The sequence below is a fragment of the Aureimonas sp. N4 genome (genome assembly GCF_001463925.1).
GTDB lineage: Bacteria > Pseudomonadota > Alphaproteobacteria > Rhizobiales > Rhizobiaceae > Aureimonas > Aureimonas ureilytica_A.
In genome coordinates this window covers 107,684-124,744 of the sequence record NZ_BBWS01000008.1, presented here as the reverse complement: position 1 = coordinate 124,744, position 17,061 = coordinate 107,684, and the positions used below count along the sequence as shown (strand labels likewise).

Genomic DNA, 17,061 nt, shown 5'->3' with positions numbered 1-17,061 from the left:
GCCCCAGGCCGTCTCGCCGTCGCGCGGGTCTATCGCCTCCCGCCTCCCGCCCCTCCATCGCCCTCCATCGCTCCGGGCGTCAGCGCATGGCGGCGAGTTCGCGCCGCGCTTCGCCGTTTCCTTGCGCGGCGGCTTCCGCATAAAGCTTGCGCGCCCGCTCCGGGTCTCTGGTTTGCAGGAGTTGGGCGAGCTTCCACTTGGCCCATTGATCGCCGGTTTCGCGCACGGAGATTTCGAGATAGCGCCGCGCCTTGGCCGGGTCGCGGCGCACGCCCTCGCCATCGGCCAGCATGAAGCCCAACATATGGTAGCCCCAGGGATTGTTCTGGTCGGCCGCCCGTTGATACCAGCGCGCCGCCTCGCGCGAGGAATGGCGCACGCCCATGCCCTTCTGGAGAAACCAGCCGACCTTGAACGCGGCATAGCGGTCGCCCGAGTCGGCGGCCCGCCGATACCAGCGATAGGCCTCGCGATAGTTCTTGGTCACGCCGACGCCGTTTTCGTAATGCTCCCCGAGCTTGTATTGCGCCGACGTGTTGCCGCGCTCCGCCGCCTTGCGGAAATAGCGCGTGGACAGGGCGGGATTGGGCACCTTGTAGCGCAGATAGGTCTCGCCCGCCTTGTACCAGTCCCAGGTGATCTCGGGCGGGCTCGGCGGCGCGGGCGCCTTCGCTTCCACCAGATCGGGCCAAAAAACGGCCAAGGCCACCAGTGCAAAAGCCCCTACGCGCATCGCAGCTTCCCTCCCGCTTCGGAGACGGGCGGCCCGCTCCGTTAGCGAGGAGTTAACGACGCGCCGCGCGCGTGCGAAAGCCGGGAGAAATCCGACAGAGCGCCCTTGCGTCCCCTGTCTGCCCGATCCGCCGGAGGCTCCTGCGTTCGGTTGACGCGACATGGTGATCGGCCTATAAGGCGCGCAGATTTCCGGCGGCATCCTCGGATGCGGCCTGTTATGCCGTGGCGCACCCAGCATCAGGACATCCTGTCAGGGCGCCCCTCGGCGATCGACCCCTTCGCGTCGGATGCTGGTCGACCCTGTCGGTCGCCCGGGTCCACATACGAACACGAGAGAAACGACACATGGCCAATACGCCGTCGGCCAAGAAGGCCGCACGCAAGATCGCCCGCCGCACGCTGATCAACAAGACGCGCCGCTCGCGCGTGCGCACCTTCCTGCGCAAGGTCGAGGAAGCGATCCTGTCGGGCGACCACGAAGCTGCCCGCGCCGCCTTCAAGGTTGCCGAGCCCGAACTGGCCCGCGCCGCTGCCAAGGGCGTGATCCACAAGAACACCGCGTCGCGCAAGATCTCGCGTCTGTCGAGCCGCGTGAAGGCCGTCGGCGCCGCCTGATCGAGCTCGCTCGAACGGTTTCGATGTGATGAAGGCCCGAGGCGCACGCCTCGGGCCTTTTTCGTTGTGCAATGCCCGCGCGGATAAGTCTTTTTGCGGGCGCGGCCAAGGATCAGGGAACCTTTCCACGTGTCACGAAAGCGTCACGCTTCCGTCAAATCGCGCGATCGGCCCGTCATCGAACTGTCATTGTGGACGACTCGGCACAATGCTCAGGCTGCCTATCGGTTCCCGATTTTCCACCTTGATTTTTCAGAATCCCCGGATTCCCGACGATTCCATCCCACTCAAAAATGATCATATAAAACAACGACTTGAAGAAGGTCACCCATGAGCCCCCGAGTCTTGCGGCGAGCAGGGGGACGCCATCGCGAGTCAATCGGGATGCGACAAAAAAAACTCGTATTCCCGCCTCAATCCACCGTCATCCTCGCCCCCGAGCGGAATCCACAAGTGAATCAGACGATTAAGTTTGGGCCACTTTGCGACAGCGCCATGAACGCGCCGGATGCTGGGCGCAGAGCCACGCAGAATCGCGATTCAAAGCTTGCCCCGGACTGGTCGGATTGCGTAGCTTTTCCCTCACGACAAGAGCCATGGCAGCCGAAGGATGGGGACAAGATGCGTTTTCCATAAGAAATGCGCACGATGAACCCCATCTGGAACGCAACTCGCCGTTCTCGCTAATTTCTTTCATTCTGTCCGATCGCGTCCCCGCAACTCCTTGTAGCTCGGGGCCAAGGTCGGTTGTTCCTGCGTTTTGCCGGCCTCTCCGAGCGCCGGTCAGTCTGGAGTTCCCCATGAGCCGTTCCTACAAGGGCGACGTGACACCGGCCGAGTGCTGGTCCGCGCTCGACAGCGACGAACCCGCCTTTCTCGTGGACGTGCGCACCAGCGCGGAATGGAACTTCGTGGGCTTTCCGCTGGCGCCGGCCGGCCGGCCGCAGCCGCTTTTCGCGGAATGGCAGACCTATCCTTCCATGTCGATCGACGGCAGCTTCGCGCCCCGCGTCGCCGAGGCCATCAAGGCATCGGGCGGCAGCGAGACCTCGCCCGTCTTCTTCCTGTGCCGCTCGGGCGCCCGGTCCATGGCGAGCGCCAGCGCGCTGACCGATCTCGGCTTTGCCAACTGCTTCAACGTTCTGGACGGGTTCGAAGGCCCGCCCGACGAGGAGGGCCATCGCGGCCAGATCGCCGGCTGGAAGGCCGCAGGTCTTCCCTGGAGGCAGAAATAATGGCCGGCCTCTCGACCGCCACGCCGCCCAAGGCGCCGCGCGCTCCGCTGCGCGCCCCCGCCTCCCGCGCGGTTCCCATCACCACCGCCGTCGCAGCCCGCATCCAGCCAAACGAGCCCGCCATGAGCCCCGCCCACGGTGAAGCCGAGATCATCGACCGCGTGAACGCGCGCCTCAAGGCCCATCTCGGCCCGGATGTCTTCGCCTCCTGGTTCACGCGCATGAAGCTCGAACAGGCCGGCAAGGGCGTGGTGCAGCTCTCAGTGCCGACCGCCTTCCTGCGCACCTGGATCAACGGTCACTACAAGGACCTCCTGCTCCAGATCTTCTCCGAAGAGATTCCAGGCACGCTGAAGGTGGACATCGCGGTACGCTCCGCCGTGCGCGGCTCGGGCGCGCCGGCCCCGGCGCAGCGCCGCGCCGAAGCCGCCCCGGCTCTCACGCCCGCCGCCCAAGCCCTGCCCGCGCCGACGCCCCGCGCGGCGACAGCCGAGCGCGCGGCCGGCGTCGAAACCGTTCGCCCGCAGAGCGATTTCGGCTCGCCGCTCGATCCGCGCTATGTCTTCGAGAGCTTCGTGGAAGGCGCGTCCAATCGCGTGGCGCTCGCCGCCGCGCGTTCGATCGCCGAAAACGGGCCGCAGTCGGTGCGCTTCAACCCGCTCTTCCTCCATGCCTCGGTGGGCCTGGGCAAGACGCACCTCCTCCAGGCCATCGCCAATGCGGCGCTGGAGCGTGAGGATCGCCCGCGCGTCGTCTATCTCACGGCCGAATATTTCATGTGGCGCTTCGCCACCGCGATCCGCGACAACCAGGCGCTCGACTTCAAGGAAAACCTGCGCGGCATCGACATCCTGATCATCGACGACATGCAGTTCCTGCAGGGCAAGTCGATCCAGCAGGAATTCTGCCATCTTCTCAACGCGCTGATCGATTCCGCGCGGCAGGTCATCGTGGCGGCGGACCGGCCGGCCTTCGAGCTGGAATCGCTCGACAGCCGCGTGCGTTCGCGCCTCGCCGGCGGCGTCGCCATCGAGATCGTCTCGCCCGACTTCGACATGCGCAAGGGCATCATCGCCGCGCGCGTCGATGCCATGAAGGCCGCCGATCCGAGCTTTGCGATCAACGAGGGCGTGCTCGACACGATCGCCCGGCGCGTGACCGGTTCGGGCCGCGATCTGGAAGGCGCGTTCAACCAGATCGCCTTCCGGCACTCGGTCGGCCAGCCGCTTTCGAACCAGCATCTCGACGACCTCCTGAACCAGCTGACCCGCGCGGGCGGCGAAAAGCGGGTGCGGATCGAGGACATCCTGAAATTCGTCTCGCGCCATTACAACGTGTCGCGCACGGACATCCTCTCGGCCCGGCGCACGCGCACCATCGTGCGCCCGCGCCAGATCGCCATGTATCTCGCCAAGACCATGACGCCGCGCTCGCTGCCCGAAATCGGCCGTAGATTCGGCGGGCGCGATCATACGACCGTGCTTCACGCCGTGCGCAAGATCGAGGCCGAGCGCGCGAGCGACCAGAAGCTCGCCGAAGAGCTCGACGTCATCCGCCGCATGATCGAGGAATAAGCGCAGGCGAAACGCCCTCGATCGAAGGTCCGGGCATCAGCGCGCCGGACCTTCCCTTCGCCGGTCTTTCGGCCGCATGGGCGGGCCGCCCGCGCAGCCCGCTTCGGCGCTTGCCCTTGGCCCGCCGGCTTCCGCGCAAGGCCGGCCCGCAGGCGCTTTTTCTTTTGCGCCCGCCCTTGGTCCTATTCTACAAGGTTCGGACCTTTGCGCGGGTGCCGGTTCTCGGCGCATCCTCAAGTTCCCGAACGGTCTTTTCGCCATGCGTATTCTCATCGAGCGGTCGAACCTCCTCAAGTCGCTGAGCCACGTCCAGCGCGTGGTGGAGCGGCGCAACACGATCCCGATCCTGTCCAACGTCCTCCTGAAGACGGAAGACGGGGGCATGCGCCTGAAGGCGACCGATCTCGACATCGAGATCACCGAAACCGTGCCGGCCATGAGCGAGCAGCCGGGCGCGACCACCGTGCCCGCCCATCTCCTCTACGACATCGTGCGCAAGCTGCCCGACGGCTCGGAGGTCATGCTCCAGACCGACGGAAACGGCGGGCAGATGACCGTCACCTCGGGCCGCTCGAACTTCCGCCTTCAGTGCCTGCCGGAAGCCGACTTCCCGGACATCACGGCCGGCACCTTCACCCATGCCTTCAAGCTGAAGACCGGCGATCTGGCGCGCCTCATCGAGCGCACGCAATTCGCGATCTCGACCGAAGAGACGCGCTATTATCTGAACGGCATTTTCTTCCACACGCTGGAGTCGGGCGGCGCGCTGCAGCTTCGCTCGGTCGCGACCGACGGGCATCGCCTCGCCCGCGCCGAAACCGACGCGCCGGCGGGCTCCGAAGGGATGCCGGGCATCATCGTGCCGCGCAAGGCCGTGTCGGAAATCCAGAAGCTGCTCGGCGAAGGCGCCGAGATGGTGGAGGTGGAACTGTCCGATTCCAAGATCCGCTTCACGATCGGCCCGGTCGTCATGACCTCGAAGCTGATCGACGGCACCTTCCCCGATTATCAGCGCGTCATCCCCACCGGCAACGACAAGGCGCTGACGCTGGATCGCCAGAGCTTCGCCCATGCGGTGGACCGCGTGTCGACCATCTCGTCCGAGCGCGGCCGGGCGGTGAAGCTCGCGGTCTCGGCCAGCCAGCTCGTGCTCACCGTCAATTCGCCCGATGCCGGCACGGCGACCGAGGAACTGGCCGTGGGCTATGACTCCGACGAGCTGGAGATCGGCTTCAACGCCAAATATCTCCTCGACATCACCGGGCAGCTGTCGGGCGAATCGGCCGTGTTCATGATGGCCGATCCCGGCTCGCCGACGCTGATCAAGGACGGGGGCGACGAGCGCACGCTTTATGTTCTGATGCCCATGCGCGTTTGAGGCCGGCCCTCGACCTTCAATCCATGCCATCCGATCCAGCGCCCGGCCCCGATGCCCGCATTCGCGTGGCCGGGCTCGGCCTCGTGGACTTCCGCAACTACCCGACCCTCAGCCTCAACCTGAGTTCGCGCTTCGTCGTGTTCCATGGCGACAACGGCGCGGGCAAGACCAATCTTCTGGAGGCGCTGTCGCTTCTCTCGCCCGGGCGCGGCCTGCGCCGGGCGAGCTATGGCGAGATCGCGCGCGCGCGGGGCTCGGGCGGCTTTTCCGTGCGCGCCCGCCTGCGGGAGGAGGATGGCGAAATCAGAGATCTCCTGACGCTGGTTCGCCCGGACGAGGAGAATGGCGCGAACCGCATCCTGCGGATCGACGGCGCGCAGGCGCGCACGGGCGACGAGCTTCTCGATCATCTGCGCGTGGTCTGGCTGACGCCGGCCATGGACGGACTCTTCACCGGCCCCGCCGCCGAGCGCCGCCGCTTTCTGGACCGCATGGTTCTGACCGTCGATCCTGGCCATGGAAGGCGCGTGCTCGACTACGAGAAGGCCATGCGCGGGCGCAACCGGCTCCTGTCCGAGGACCGGATGGACGATGGCTGGCTCTCGGGCATCGAAGCGCAGATGGCCGAGCTGGGCCTTGCCATCGCGCTCGCCCGCGCCGATCTGGTGGAGCGGCTGCGCGGCTCGATCGAAAGCATCGGCGGCTCGCCCTTTCCGGTTGCCGATCTGCATCTTCAATCCGGCTACGAAGAGCTGGATCTTCAGGGCGCGGCGGTGGACCTCGAAGACCGGATCGGCGTGCGCCTGCGCGCCCGGCGCGGGCTCGACCGCGCGGCCGGGCGCACGCTGGAAGGGCCCCATCGCGGCGATCTAGACGTCATTCACCGCGCCAAATCCATGCCGGCCGCGCTGTCTTCCACGGGCGAGCAAAAGGCGCTGCTCGTCGGTCTGGTGATCGCCCATGCGCGCCTCGTGGAAGCCTCCAGCGGCATGACGCCGCTTTTGCTTCTGGACGAAATCGCCGCCCATCTCGACCCTGGCCGCCGCGCCGCCCTGTTCGACATTCTGGACGATCTCGGCGTTCAGGCCTTCCTGACCGGCACGGACGCGGCCTTGTTCGACGCGCTGGCCGGTCGCGCACAGATGGTCGAGATCCGCAACGGAGCCGCCCTATGACGGATGCCCCTCCCCTATCGGGCGACGAGCTGCAACGCTACGCCCGGCATCTCGTGCTGGCCGATATCGGCGGGCCGGGGCAGCAGCGATTGAAGCGGGCGCGCATTCTGATTCTCGGCGCGGGCGGCCTCGGCTCGCCGGTCGCCTTGTATCTGGCGGCGGCGGGTGTCGGCACGCTCGGGATCGTGGACGACGACACCGTGTCCCTGTCCAACCTCCAGCGCCAGATCCTGCATGGCACGCCCGATATCGGACGCCCGAAGCTCGACAGCGCGCGAGAGGCCCTGGAGCGGCTGAACCCGCATGTCGCGGTCGAGCCCCATCCCTTGCGCTTCACCGCCGAGAACGGCGCGGCTCTGATCGCCGATTACGACATCGTGATCGACGGTTCGGACAATTTCGCCACGCGCTATGCGCTCGCCGATCTTTGCGAGCGGCTGGAAAAGCCTCTGGTGACGGCGGCGGTGCAGCGCTTCTCCGGCTCGCTGACCGTCCTCGTGCCCTTTCGAGAAAATGGCGCAGGCCAGCTTCATCCGCGCTACCGCGACCTCTTCCCCGAGCCGCCGCCCGCCGGCCTCGTACCGACCTGCGCGGAGGCCGGCATTCTGGGCGTCGTCACCGGCATTCTCGGCACGCTCGCCGCTTGCGAAGCGATCAAGCTGGCGACCGGCGCGGGCGAGCCGCTGATCGGCCGCCTGCTTCTGGTGGATACGCTGCGGATGCGCTTCGAGGAAATCCGCTACCGTCGCCCGAAGGCGAAGGGCTGAGGCATTAAAAGGGTTCGGGTCTAGCGCTGCCGCACCCACGGATGGTCATGCGCGGCGGCGCAGGGCGACAGGCCGCTCGTCGGCGTCCGGGAGCAGGTTATCGTCCCGCGATGCCGTGACGGTTTCAGGCGACGCCCTGCCGGCGGCCCCGCGTTTAGCGATGTCTGCCGGCGCGTCGTCCTTGGCATGGATCTGGAAATAGCTGGCTCGCTCGTTGAGGCGGGACGCCTCGCTGGCCAGTTGCACGGCCGTCGCGGACAATTCGTTGGACGCCCCGGCGTTCGACTGCGTGACCTGATCGAGCTGCTGGATCGCCTGGTTGATCTGGCTGACGCCGACCGACTGTTCTCGCGCGGCAGCGGAAATCTCCATGACGAGTTCGGCCGTGCGCTCGATGTCGGGCACCATTTCGGCGAGCTTGCGGCCCGCCTCGTCGGACGCACGGCGCGTCGAGTCCGACAGCGTTGCGATCTCGCTCGCCGCGTGCTGCGAACGCTCGGCGAGTTTGCGCACCTCGGAGGCGACCACCGCGAACCCCTTGCCGTGCTGACCGGCGCGTGCCGCCTCGATCGCGGCGTTCAGGGCCAGGAGATCGGTCTGGCGCGCGATGTCCTGCACGATGCGGATATGCTCGTAGATCGTGTGGATCGCCTGAACGGAGCCGATCATCGCCTCGCTCGTCTCGCGGGCCGATTGCGAGGCGCGCCGCGCGATCGCCTCGGTCTGCCCGGCATTCTCGGCGCTTTGGCGCAGATTGGCGGTCATCTCCTCCACCGCCGCCGAGGCCTGTTCGGAGGCGGCGGCCTGTTCCGTCGCGCCCGACGATAATTGCTCGGCCGCGACGGCCGATTGGCTGGAGCCTGCGGCCACCTGATCGGCCGACGCGCGCACCTCGGACAAGATGTCCCGCAGGCGGGCGCGCGTCTCTTCCAACCGGTCGAGCAGCGTGCCGATCTCGTCGCGGCGCCCATGGCGAATGGCCTCGGCGATCTCGCCCCTGCCGAGCCGCTCGGTTTGCGCAACGGCGACGGAAAGCCCCCGGTTGACGAGAAGGCTCAGCCAGACGGCTGCGCCAAGGCCGAGGAGAACGGCAGCGGCGACGATCGCGACGAGAATGTTGCGGGTGGAGTAATAGGCGTTTTCCGAACGCTGGGTCTCCTCGGCCGCGGTCTGCTGTTGCAGTTGCGAAAGCGCGCCGACGCTGTTCAGAATGACCTTCATGGCAGGCACCGCCTCGCGTTCGATGATCCCAAGCGCGTCCGGCGTTCCGCGCAGCTTGCGTGCATGGGCCGTCGCCTCGCCATAACGCGCGACGGCATCGCGCAGCGTGTCCACCTGATCGACCGCAAGGCGGGTGTGGGAGCGATAGGTGTCGATGCCGGCTTTCGCCCTTGCCAGCGCCGCATCGATGGTCCGGTCCATCTCGCTGTGACGGGCCGGGTCGGTGACGAGAAGCGAGCGATTGACGACGCGCCCGGCGTCCAACAGATCGGCGCGGATGTCGGCGAGCCGGAGGCTCTGCGCGAAGGGCCGATCGTGAAAGTTCATGAATCGATCATTGGATCGGCCGAGGCTGTCGATCCCGATGAAGCCAACCGCCGCCATGGCCACCACAACAATCGCGAAGCCGCCCGCGAGTTTCTGCCTGATCGTAAACCGCATGACCTGCCCCTTCGAACGTAAGTGAGGCATTACAACCTTTTCGAGTTGAGAATCTCTTGTAGGCTGAGACCCGGCGCGCGGCAGCGTTAGCGGAGTCTTATTCCTGATGCTCAGGTTCACGAAAAGAAGATCAGCTTCGGGAAGGGTTCGTTAACCGCGATGAGCGATGGTGGAGAGGTTCCTGCCGGAGTTCATAAAGCCTTGATGTTCCCCTCCGTTTCGCTCCGTCGCTCGCTTCTGTCCGCCCTCGCCCTTTTGACGCTCGCCTCGCATGTGCAAGCTCAGACGCCCGCCGCCGCCGCGACGCGGCCCGAGTCGGCCATGCCCGCCGCCGCGGAAGAAGGACAGGACCCGGATATGAGCCGGAAGCTGCCCCTGCCCCGTTTCGTGTCGCTGAAGTCGGCCCGCGTGAACCTGCGCGTCGGCCCCGGCAAGGACTACGCGGTGTCCTGGCTTTTCACCAAGCCTGGCCTGCCGGTCGAGATCATCCAGGAATACGATCTCTGGCGGCGTATTCGCGATGCGGACGGGACGGAAGGCTGGGTCTATCACTCGCTTCTGTCGGGCGAGCGCACCGCTTTGGCCGCTCCCTGGCTGAAGAGCAAGAAGGGCGCGCTGGTCACGGTGCACCGCTCGGCCGCCGCCGATTCCTCCGTGGTGGCCGAAATGGAGCCGGGTGTCGTTGCCAAGGTGCGCGAGTGCTCCTTCAGCTGGTGCGAAGTGGAAGCGGGCGGGCGTCGCGGCTTCGTCTCGCAGAACGAAATGTGGGGTGTGTATCCCGACGAGCGGTTCTGAACCGACGGCGGGAATGCCCGAACGGAAAAAGGCCGGCGCCCCATGGGCCCGGCCTTTTTTCATGCGATCCTCGCGAGAACATGAAAAAGGCGGCCGATGCCGCCTTTCGCCATCAGGAGAGACTGGTCTTCTCGCGCTTGCGGCGCACGCGCACCACCACGTCGATATTGACGATCTCCATGCCCTCGGGCGGCGCGGGAATGTTTTCGACGCTGATCGCGCCATCGGGGATGTCGATCATCGTGTTGTCGGATTCCACGAAGAAATGGAAATGATCCGACGTGTTCGTGTCGAAATAGGTGCGCTGGCCTTCCGCCGAGAGCGGACGCACAAGGCCGGCATCGGTGAACTGGTGCAGCGTGTTGTAGACGGTCGCGAGCGAGACGGGCTCACCGGCGCGGTGTGCCTCCTCGTGCAGCTCTTCGGCCGACAGATGCCGATCGCCCGCGCCGAAGATCAGGTTGCACAGGGCCACGCGCTGGCGCGTCGGCCGCAGGCCGGCGGAGCGCAGACGTTCGAACACACAAAACGACGATGCCCGATGGGCGTCCCGTGACGTGTCCTGCGAGGGCTTGGCCCGATTGTCCATGATGCTTCGCCGTAATGTTGAGTCTTATATTCCGCTTTTACGGCCCCGTGCGCTGCACCGCAAGACCGCGTTCTCGTGACAGCATAATCCCCTCGGCCTAAAAGAACAATTGCGCCTCGCGCGCATCAGCTGCACCGCTCCGCAAGAAGCGCGAGAGCCTTGCCCGAGCCCTTGAGCGGCAGGCGAAAGGACCCCGCCGGGCTGGAAAGTTCCAGTTCCTTGCCCCGCTTCAGCCGATCGAAGAGCGGCTTCATCTCGGCCGCCTTATCGGAGCGCACGAAGCGCGAGCCCGGCCCGTGCGGCTCGGCCTCGGCCTTGGCGGGCAGCAGGGTCGCCACGCCGTCGACGCTGAAGACCAGCGTCACTGCGCGGCCTTCCGGGTAGCGCGCGCCGGTGCCCGAGACGATGGTGCGAAGCCGCCCCGGCGCTTCGCATTCGAACTGCACGCCCGCTGGCCGCCCCTTTTGCGTATAGGCGGCGCGCACCGATCCGCCAGCCGTCTCGCCGCGCCATTCCTGCGCGCGCGCAGCGCCAGCCAACGTCAGCGCCAGCATCAGCGCCGCCCCGGCCGCAAACCCCTGATACGCCATCCATCTCCCCCCTCGTTTCGCCCTGTCCGCCGGGCATCTGCCTGCATGACGCGGGGAGATGGGCGCAAGAAAGGCGAGAGGAAAGATTGAAGAAACGTTGAATCCAAGCGAGGGCTGACGCATTTGCCCTTGAACGCACCCGTGCTAAGGGCTTCGCGACGAACGCGGCCTTCGAGAGTGCTGTGAGGAAACGGGCAAGGCAATGACGACAGGCAAGACCCACTTCGACAAGGACGATCTTCTGGCCTGCGGCCGGGGCGAACTGTTCGGTGCGGGCAACGCGCAATTGCCGCTGCCGCCCATGCTCATGTTCGATCGCATCACCGAGGTGACGACGGATGGCGGCGAGTTCGGCAAGGGCTCGATCCGTGCCGAGTTCGATGTCTCGCCCGATCTCTGGTTCTTCGACTGCCACTTCAAGGGCGATCCGGTCATGCCGGGGTGCCTGGGCCTCGACGCGCTCTGGCAGCTCACCGGCTTCTATCTCGGCTGGCTGGGCGAGGAAGGGCGCGGGCGCGCGCTCGGCGTCGGCGAGGTGAAGTTTTCCGGCCAGGTGACGCCGAAGGTCAAGCTCGTGGAATACGGCGTCGAATTCCGGCGCGTCATGCGCTCCAAGCTCAAGCTCGGCATCGCGGAAGGGTGGATGAAGGCCGATGGCGAGGTCATCTACCGCGCCAGCAACCTGCGCGTCGGCCTGTTCAAGGACGGCGAAGCGGATGCCTCGGTCGGCGGCTGAGCGCAAACACTGACAGATTATAGGCGGTCCCAGCGGACCCCAAGAAGGAGTTAGGCCATGAGGCGGGTCGTCGTGACCGGAATGGGCATCGTGTCCTCGATCGGCAACGATCTCAGCGAGGTCACGGCCTCGCTGCGCGAGGCGAAGTCCGGCATCAGCTTCTCCGAGGATTTCGCCGAGAACGGCTTCAAGTGCCGCGTCTGGGGCAAACCCAATCTCGACGTGACCGACCTCGTGGACCGTCGCGCCATGCGCTTCCTCAGCCAGGGCGGCGCCTGGAACCATGTCGCCATGAAGCAGGCGATCGCCGATTCCGGGCTGGACGAGAAGGACATCTCGAACAACGAGCGCACCGGCATCATCATGGGCTCGGGCGGCCCCTCGACGCGCACGCTGATCGAGGCCGCCGACATCACGCGCAAGAACAACAGCCCCAAGCGCATCGGCCCCTTCGCCGTGCCCAAGGCCATGTCGTCCACGGCCTCGGCGACGCTGGCGACCTGGTTCAAGATCCACGGCGTCAACTACTCGATCTCCTCGGCCTGCTCGACCTCAGCCCATTGCATCGGCAATGCGGCGGAGATGATCCAGTGGGGCAAGCAGGACGTGATGTTCGCCGGCGGCCACGAAGACCTCGACTGGACCATGTCGAACCTCTTCGACGCGATGGGCGCCATGTCCTCCAACTTCAACGACCAGCCGGCCTCGGCCTCGCGCGCCTATGACAAGAACCGCGACGGGTTCGTGATCGCGGGCGGCGCGGGCGTCGTGGTTCTGGAGGAATTCGAGCGGGCGAAGGCGCGCGGCGCCAAGATCTATGCCGAACTCGTCGGCTACGGCGCGACCTCGGACGGCTACGACATGGTGGCCCCTTCGGGCGAAGGCGCGATCCGCTGCATGCGTCAGGCGCTTGCCACGGTGAACGGCAAGGTCGACTACGTGAACACGCACGGCACCTCGACGCCGGTCGGCGATAGCAAGGAGATCGGCGCGATCCGCGAAGTGTTTGGCGACGCCATCCCGCATATCCAGTCCACCAAATCGCTCACCGGCCATTCGCTGGGCGCGGCTGGCGTGCAGGAAGCCATCTATTCGCTTCTGATGATGCAGGCGGGCTTCGTGGGCGAAAGCGCCCATATTCAGGAACTCGACCCGGAATTCGAGGGCGTTCCGATCGTGCGCCAGCGCATCGACGATGCCAAGATCGACATCGCCCTGTCCAACTCCTTCGGCTTCGGCGGCACCAATGCCACGCTGGTCTTCCAGCGCGTACCCAACTGAGAAAGCCCTTTCGATGAATGATCTGATGAAGGGCAAACGCGGCCTCGTGATGGGCGTCGCGAACCACAATTCCATTGCCTGGGGCGCGGCCAAGGCCATGGCGGCCCAGGGCGCCGAGATCGCCTTCAGCTATCAGGGCGAAGCCTTCGGCAAGCGCCTGCGCCCGCTGGCCGCCGAAATCGGTTCGACCCTGCTCGTGGATTGCGATGTCGAGGACATCGCCTCGGTGGACGCCCTGTTCGAGACGCTGAAAGCGGAATGGGGCCAGATCGACTTCTTGGTCCACGCGATCGGCTTTTCCGACAAGAACGAGCTGAAGGGCCTCTACGCCGACACGACGCGTGAGAACTTCTCGCGCACCATGGTGATCTCCTGCTTCTCGTTCACCGAGGTGGCGAAGCGAGCCGCTTCCATGATGAACGAGGGCGGCTCCATGGTGACGCTGACCTATGGCGGCTCGATGCGCGTCATGCCGAACTACAACGTGATGGGCGTGGCCAAGGCGGCGCTGGAAGCCTCCGTGCGCTATCTCGCGGCCGATTTCGGCCCGCGCGACATCCGCGTCAACGCCGTGTCGGCCGGCCCCTTGCGCACGCTGGCGGGTGCGGGTGTCTCCGACGCGCGCCTGATGCTGAACTATCAGCGCCGCAACGCGCCCATGCGCCGCAACGTGACGCATGAGGAGGTCGGTAATTCGACGCTTTATCTCCTGTCGGACCTGTCCAAGGGCGTGACGGGCGAAATCCACTACGTGGATGCCGGCTACAACATCATGTCCATGCCCGCGCTGGACGAGTTGAAGACGCAGGAAAGCCGCGCCGTCGCGGCCGGTGACACCTCGGGCGAATAAGCCAACCACCTGTTCGGCATTCGAAAAGCCCGTCGCTCGATCCCGAGCGGCGGGCTTTTTTTGGTCTTCAGAGAACGCTGCGGATGGCGAAGCTCGAATTGATGCGCTGGACGCCCGGCAGGCGCGAAAGCACCTCCTTGTGAATGCGCTCGTAATCTCCCGCTCCCGCGGCTTCGAGGCGCAGGAGATAGTCCTCTTCGCCGGTCATGAGATAGCATTCGCGGATTTCGGGATGTTTCAGAACCTCCGCTTCGAAGCGGCGCAGCATATCCTCGGTCTGCCGCTCCAGGCTGATGCGCACGATCACCACATGGCCCTCCCGACCCTCGGCCCCGGCGACGATGGCGGTGTATCCCCGGATGACGCCGCTTTCCTCCAAAATCTGCACACGGCGCAGGCAGGCCGATGGTGACAAACCGACCTCGCCCGCCAAGGCGACATTCGTCATCCGCCCGTCGCGACGAAGGGCACGGATGATCTTGCGGTCGGTATTGTCGAGGTCCGGCATGAAATGGCGCAGCTTTCGAAGAAGATGGCATTGAGAAGCGATCTTTCGAATTTTGTGCGTGAGATCGGCCGTACATTCAAGAATGATTGCGCCACAATTCGGGGAGTTCCGATTGGAGGCGCGCATGCTCGTGATCTCGTCCGCTTCATCCCCCGCTCTGCCCATTTCAGCGGCAGGCGCTGTCAGCGCCGGTGCCGTTCTGACGATCGATCTGTCGGCCTTGCGCGCGAACTATCGCCGGCTCTGCCGCGAGGCCGGCGGCGCGCGGGTCGCGGGCGTCGTGAAGGCCGACGCCTATGGGCTCGGGGCCGAGCGCGTCGCGCCCGCCCTCTGGAGCGAGGGCTGCCGCAGCTTCTTCGTGGCGCATCTTTCCGAAGCCCTGGCGCTGCGCCCGGCTTTGCCTTCTGAGGCGGAAATCTTCGTTCTGAATGGGCTCGCGCCCGGCGACGAACGCCGCTGCGCGGAGGCCCATGTGACGCCCGTCATCAATTCCGGCACGCAACTCTCCGCTTGGGGCGCGCTCGCCCAGACGCTTGGTCGCCCGCTTCCCGCCGCCCTACAGGTGGACAGCGGCATGGCCCGGCTCGGCCTTGCGCCCGAGGAGGTCGCGGCGATCGCGGCCGACCCGGCGCATCTCGCCGGGGTCGACGTGACCCTGGTGATGAGCCATCTCGCCTGCGCCGACGAACCGGAGCACCCGGCCAACCGCGCGCAGTTAGAGGCCTTCAAAGCGCTCGCAGCCCGCCTGCCGGAGGCGAGGCGCTCGCTCGCCAATTCCGCCGGCGTGTTTCTCGGCCCGGACTTCCATTTCGACCTCTGCCGTCCCGGCATCGCGCTTTACGGTGGCCAGCCCTTCGAGGGGCCGGAGAACCCGATGCGCGCCGTCGCCCGGCTCGACGCGCGCGTCATCCAGATTCGCGAGGTGCCGGCGGGCGCGGGCGTCGGCTATGGCTGGAGCCTCGTCGCCCCCGGCGCCATGCGCCTTGCGACCATCGGCATCGGCTATGCCGATGGCTGGCCGCGATCCTTGAGCAATCGGCTCGGCGCCTATCATGGCGGGCAGCCGCTCGGCGCGGCCGGTCGCGTCTCCATGGATTCCGTCATTCTCGATATCGGCTCGGCGGCTCTCAAGCCCGGCGATCTCGTGGAACTGATCGGCCCGCATCAGAGCTTGGGCGAAGTGGCCGCCACGGCCGGCACCATCCCCTATGAAATCCTCACCGCCCTCGGCCAGAGATTCGAGCGGCGCTATGCGGAAGGAGCGCTGGCATGAAGATCGCTGTTCTGGGCGCAGGCGTCATCGGCGTCACCTCGGCGTGGTATCTCGCCAAGGCCGGGCACGAGGTCACCGTCATCGACCGGCAGGCGGGGCCGGCGCTGGAGACGAGCTTCGCCAATGCGGGCGAGGTCTCCTTCGGCTATTGCTCGCCCTGGGCTGCGCCCGGCATTCCGAAAAAGGCGATCAAGTGGCTCATGATGGAGCACGCGCCGCTGATCCTGCGCCCGAAGATGGACGCGGCCATGCTGCGCTGGCTGACGCGGATGCTGCGCAACTGCACGGCCGAGCGCTACGCCATCAACAAGAGCCGGATGCTGCGGCTCGCCGACTACAGCCGCACGAGTCTGGCCGAGCTGCGCCGCGACACCAATATCGAATACGACCAGCGCATGAAGGGCACGATCCAGCTCTTCCGCACGCGCGAACAGCTCGACGCCTCGCTGAAGGACCAGAAGGCCTTGAGCGAGGACGGCATCGCCTATGAGGTGCTCGACCCCGAAGGCTGCATCCGCATGGAGCCTGCGCTCGCCCATGCGCGCGAGAAGATCGTCGGCGGGCTGCTGACGCCCAATGACGAGACGGGCGACTGTTTCAAGTTCACCAATGGCCTCGCCGAGCGGGCCGAAGCGCGCGGCGTACGCTTTGCCTATGGGCGCACGATCCAGGGGCTTCGCATCGAGGGCGGGCGGTGCCTTGGCGTCGAGACGGATCGGGGCTTCGAGGCGGCCGATGCCGTCGTCGTCGCGCTCGGCTCCTACTCGCCGCTTCTGGTGAAACCCTTCGGCATCGATCTGCCCGTTTATCCCGTGAAGGGCTATTCGCTGACCATCCCGATCGTCGACGAGGCCCGCGCGCCCGAATCGACCGTGATGGACGAAAGCTACAAGATCGCCATCACGCGGCTCGGCAACCGCATCCGCGTCGGCGGCATGGCCGAGATTTCCGGCTTCACCAACGATCTGGCCGAAGCGCGCCGGCGCACGCTGGAGCATTCGGTCACCGATCTCTTCCCAGGCGGCGACGTGAAACAGGCGAGCTTCTGGTCGGGCTTGCGGCCGATGACGCCGGACGGAACCCCCGTGATCGGCCCCACCAAGATAGCCGGCCTGTTTCTGAACACCGGCCACGGAACGCTGGGCTGGACCATGTCGTCGGGATCGGGCCGGCTGCTCGCCGATCTCGTCAGCGGCCGGACGGGGGACATCGACGCGCGCGATCTCGCCGTGGCGCGATACGGCAGGGCCTGATGGAGACAGCGCCTCGCCTTGGAGCAGGCGAGCCCCTTCAACGTT

At 66.2% G+C, this 17,061-nt stretch carries 17 protein-coding genes; 12 read left to right on the top strand and 5 right to left on the bottom strand.

The window, feature by feature from the left end; genetic code table 11:
- Window positions 1–79: 79 nt before the first annotated feature.
- Window positions 80–733 (bottom strand): tetratricopeptide repeat protein, encoded by a 654-nt coding sequence (locus AUL28_RS03070; protein WP_062230616.1) that lies wholly within the window; start codon window positions 731–733, stop codon window positions 80–82.
- A gap of 347 nt (window positions 734–1,080) precedes the next feature.
- On the opposite strand from AUL28_RS03070, the gene rpsT reads away from it, so the two are divergent.
- From rpsT to AUL28_RS03040, 6 genes are all read left to right on the top strand, one after another.
- The gene (gene rpsT / locus AUL28_RS03065; RefSeq protein WP_058599940.1) at window positions 1,081–1,350 is read left to right on the top strand and encodes a 30S ribosomal protein S20; all 270 of its coding nucleotides are present in this window, start codon (window positions 1,081–1,083) and stop codon (window positions 1,348–1,350) included.
- A gap of 800 nt (window positions 1,351–2,150) precedes the next feature.
- Window positions 2,151–2,585 (top strand): rhodanese-like domain-containing protein, encoded by a 435-nt coding sequence (locus tag AUL28_RS03060; RefSeq protein WP_058599939.1) that lies wholly within the window; start codon window positions 2,151–2,153, stop codon window positions 2,583–2,585.
- Between the two features lie 122 nt (window positions 2,586–2,707).
- On the top strand, window positions 2,708–4,159 hold the full coding sequence (gene dnaA / locus AUL28_RS03055) for a chromosomal replication initiator protein DnaA (RefSeq protein WP_244493395.1): 1,452 nt from the start codon (window positions 2,708–2,710) through the stop codon (window positions 4,157–4,159).
- A 259-nt stretch (window positions 4,160–4,418) separates the two neighbouring features.
- Window positions 4,419–5,537 carry a DNA polymerase III subunit beta gene (gene dnaN / locus AUL28_RS03050; RefSeq protein ID WP_058599937.1) on the top strand — a complete coding sequence of 373 codons (1,119 nt, stop codon included), beginning with the start codon at window positions 4,419–4,421 and terminating at the stop codon, window positions 5,535–5,537.
- 23 nt (window positions 5,538–5,560) lie between these two features.
- Entirely contained in the window at window positions 5,561–6,712 is a 1,152-nt protein-coding gene (gene recF / locus AUL28_RS03045; protein ID WP_062230614.1) for a DNA replication/repair protein RecF, read from the top strand.
- Window positions 6,709–7,479, top strand: a complete 771-nt coding sequence (locus AUL28_RS03040; RefSeq protein ID WP_062230613.1) for a molybdopterin-synthase adenylyltransferase MoeB — start codon at window positions 6,709–6,711, stop codon at window positions 7,477–7,479. The genes recF and AUL28_RS03040 overlap by 4 nt, the downstream gene beginning before the upstream one ends.
- Window positions 7,480–7,524: 45 nt before the next feature.
- Here the strand turns inward: AUL28_RS03040 and AUL28_RS03035 are convergent, their stop codons facing one another.
- A complete protein-coding gene (locus AUL28_RS03035; RefSeq protein WP_062230612.1) occupies window positions 7,525–9,141 on the bottom strand; it encodes a methyl-accepting chemotaxis protein in 1,617 nt (538 codons plus the stop codon).
- Between the two features lie 321 nt (window positions 9,142–9,462).
- Here AUL28_RS03035 and AUL28_RS03030 point away from each other — a divergent pair, with 321 nt between their 5' ends.
- A complete protein-coding gene (locus tag AUL28_RS03030; protein ID WP_244493394.1) occupies window positions 9,463–9,936 on the top strand; it encodes an SH3 domain-containing protein in 474 nt (157 codons plus the stop codon).
- Window positions 9,937–10,048: 112 nt separating this feature from the next.
- Here the strand turns inward: AUL28_RS03030 and irrA are convergent, their stop codons facing one another.
- Both irrA and AUL28_RS03020 read right to left on the bottom strand, forming a co-directional pair.
- On the bottom strand, window positions 10,049–10,525 hold the full coding sequence (gene irrA, locus AUL28_RS03025; protein WP_082640212.1) for an iron response transcriptional regulator IrrA: 477 nt from the start codon (window positions 10,523–10,525) through the stop codon (window positions 10,049–10,051).
- Window positions 10,526–10,650: 125 nt separating this feature from the next.
- The gene (locus AUL28_RS03020; protein WP_062230611.1) at window positions 10,651–11,115 is read right to left on the bottom strand and encodes a hypothetical protein; all 465 of its coding nucleotides are present in this window, start codon (window positions 11,113–11,115) and stop codon (window positions 10,651–10,653) included.
- Window positions 11,116–11,317: 202 nt separating this feature from the next.
- Between AUL28_RS03020 and fabA the strand changes: the two genes are divergently transcribed.
- From fabA to fabI, 3 genes are read left to right on the top strand one after another with little or no spacing between them, the layout of a single operon-like run.
- Window positions 11,318–11,851: a 3-hydroxyacyl-[acyl-carrier-protein] dehydratase FabA gene (gene fabA, locus AUL28_RS03015; RefSeq protein ID WP_058599931.1), complete on the top strand. Its 534-nt coding sequence runs from the start codon at window positions 11,318–11,320 to the stop codon at window positions 11,849–11,851.
- Window positions 11,852–11,908: 57 nt separating this feature from the next.
- Window positions 11,909–13,132: a beta-ketoacyl-ACP synthase I gene (gene fabB, locus AUL28_RS03010; RefSeq protein ID WP_062230610.1), complete on the top strand. Its 1,224-nt coding sequence runs from the start codon at window positions 11,909–11,911 to the stop codon at window positions 13,130–13,132.
- A gap of 13 nt (window positions 13,133–13,145) precedes the next feature.
- Complete coding sequence (gene fabI, locus AUL28_RS03005; RefSeq protein WP_062230609.1) at window positions 13,146–13,982, top strand: enoyl-ACP reductase FabI; 837 nt, start codon at window positions 13,146–13,148, stop codon at window positions 13,980–13,982.
- Between the two features lie 67 nt (window positions 13,983–14,049).
- On the opposite strand, the gene AUL28_RS03000 is transcribed toward fabI, so the two are convergent.
- Complete coding sequence (locus AUL28_RS03000; protein ID WP_062230624.1) at window positions 14,050–14,490, bottom strand: Lrp/AsnC family transcriptional regulator; 441 nt, start codon at window positions 14,488–14,490, stop codon at window positions 14,050–14,052.
- Between the two features lie 124 nt (window positions 14,491–14,614).
- Between AUL28_RS03000 and alr the strand changes: the two genes are divergently transcribed.
- Entirely contained in the window at window positions 14,615–15,763 is a 1,149-nt protein-coding gene (gene alr, locus AUL28_RS02995; protein WP_062230608.1) for an alanine racemase, read from the top strand.
- Window positions 15,760–17,016 carry a D-amino acid dehydrogenase gene (locus AUL28_RS02990; protein WP_062230607.1) on the top strand — a complete coding sequence of 419 codons (1,257 nt, stop codon included), beginning with the start codon at window positions 15,760–15,762 and terminating at the stop codon, window positions 17,014–17,016. Before alr ends, AUL28_RS02990 begins: the two co-directional genes overlap by 4 nt.
- Window positions 17,017–17,061: the final 45 nt, after the last annotated feature.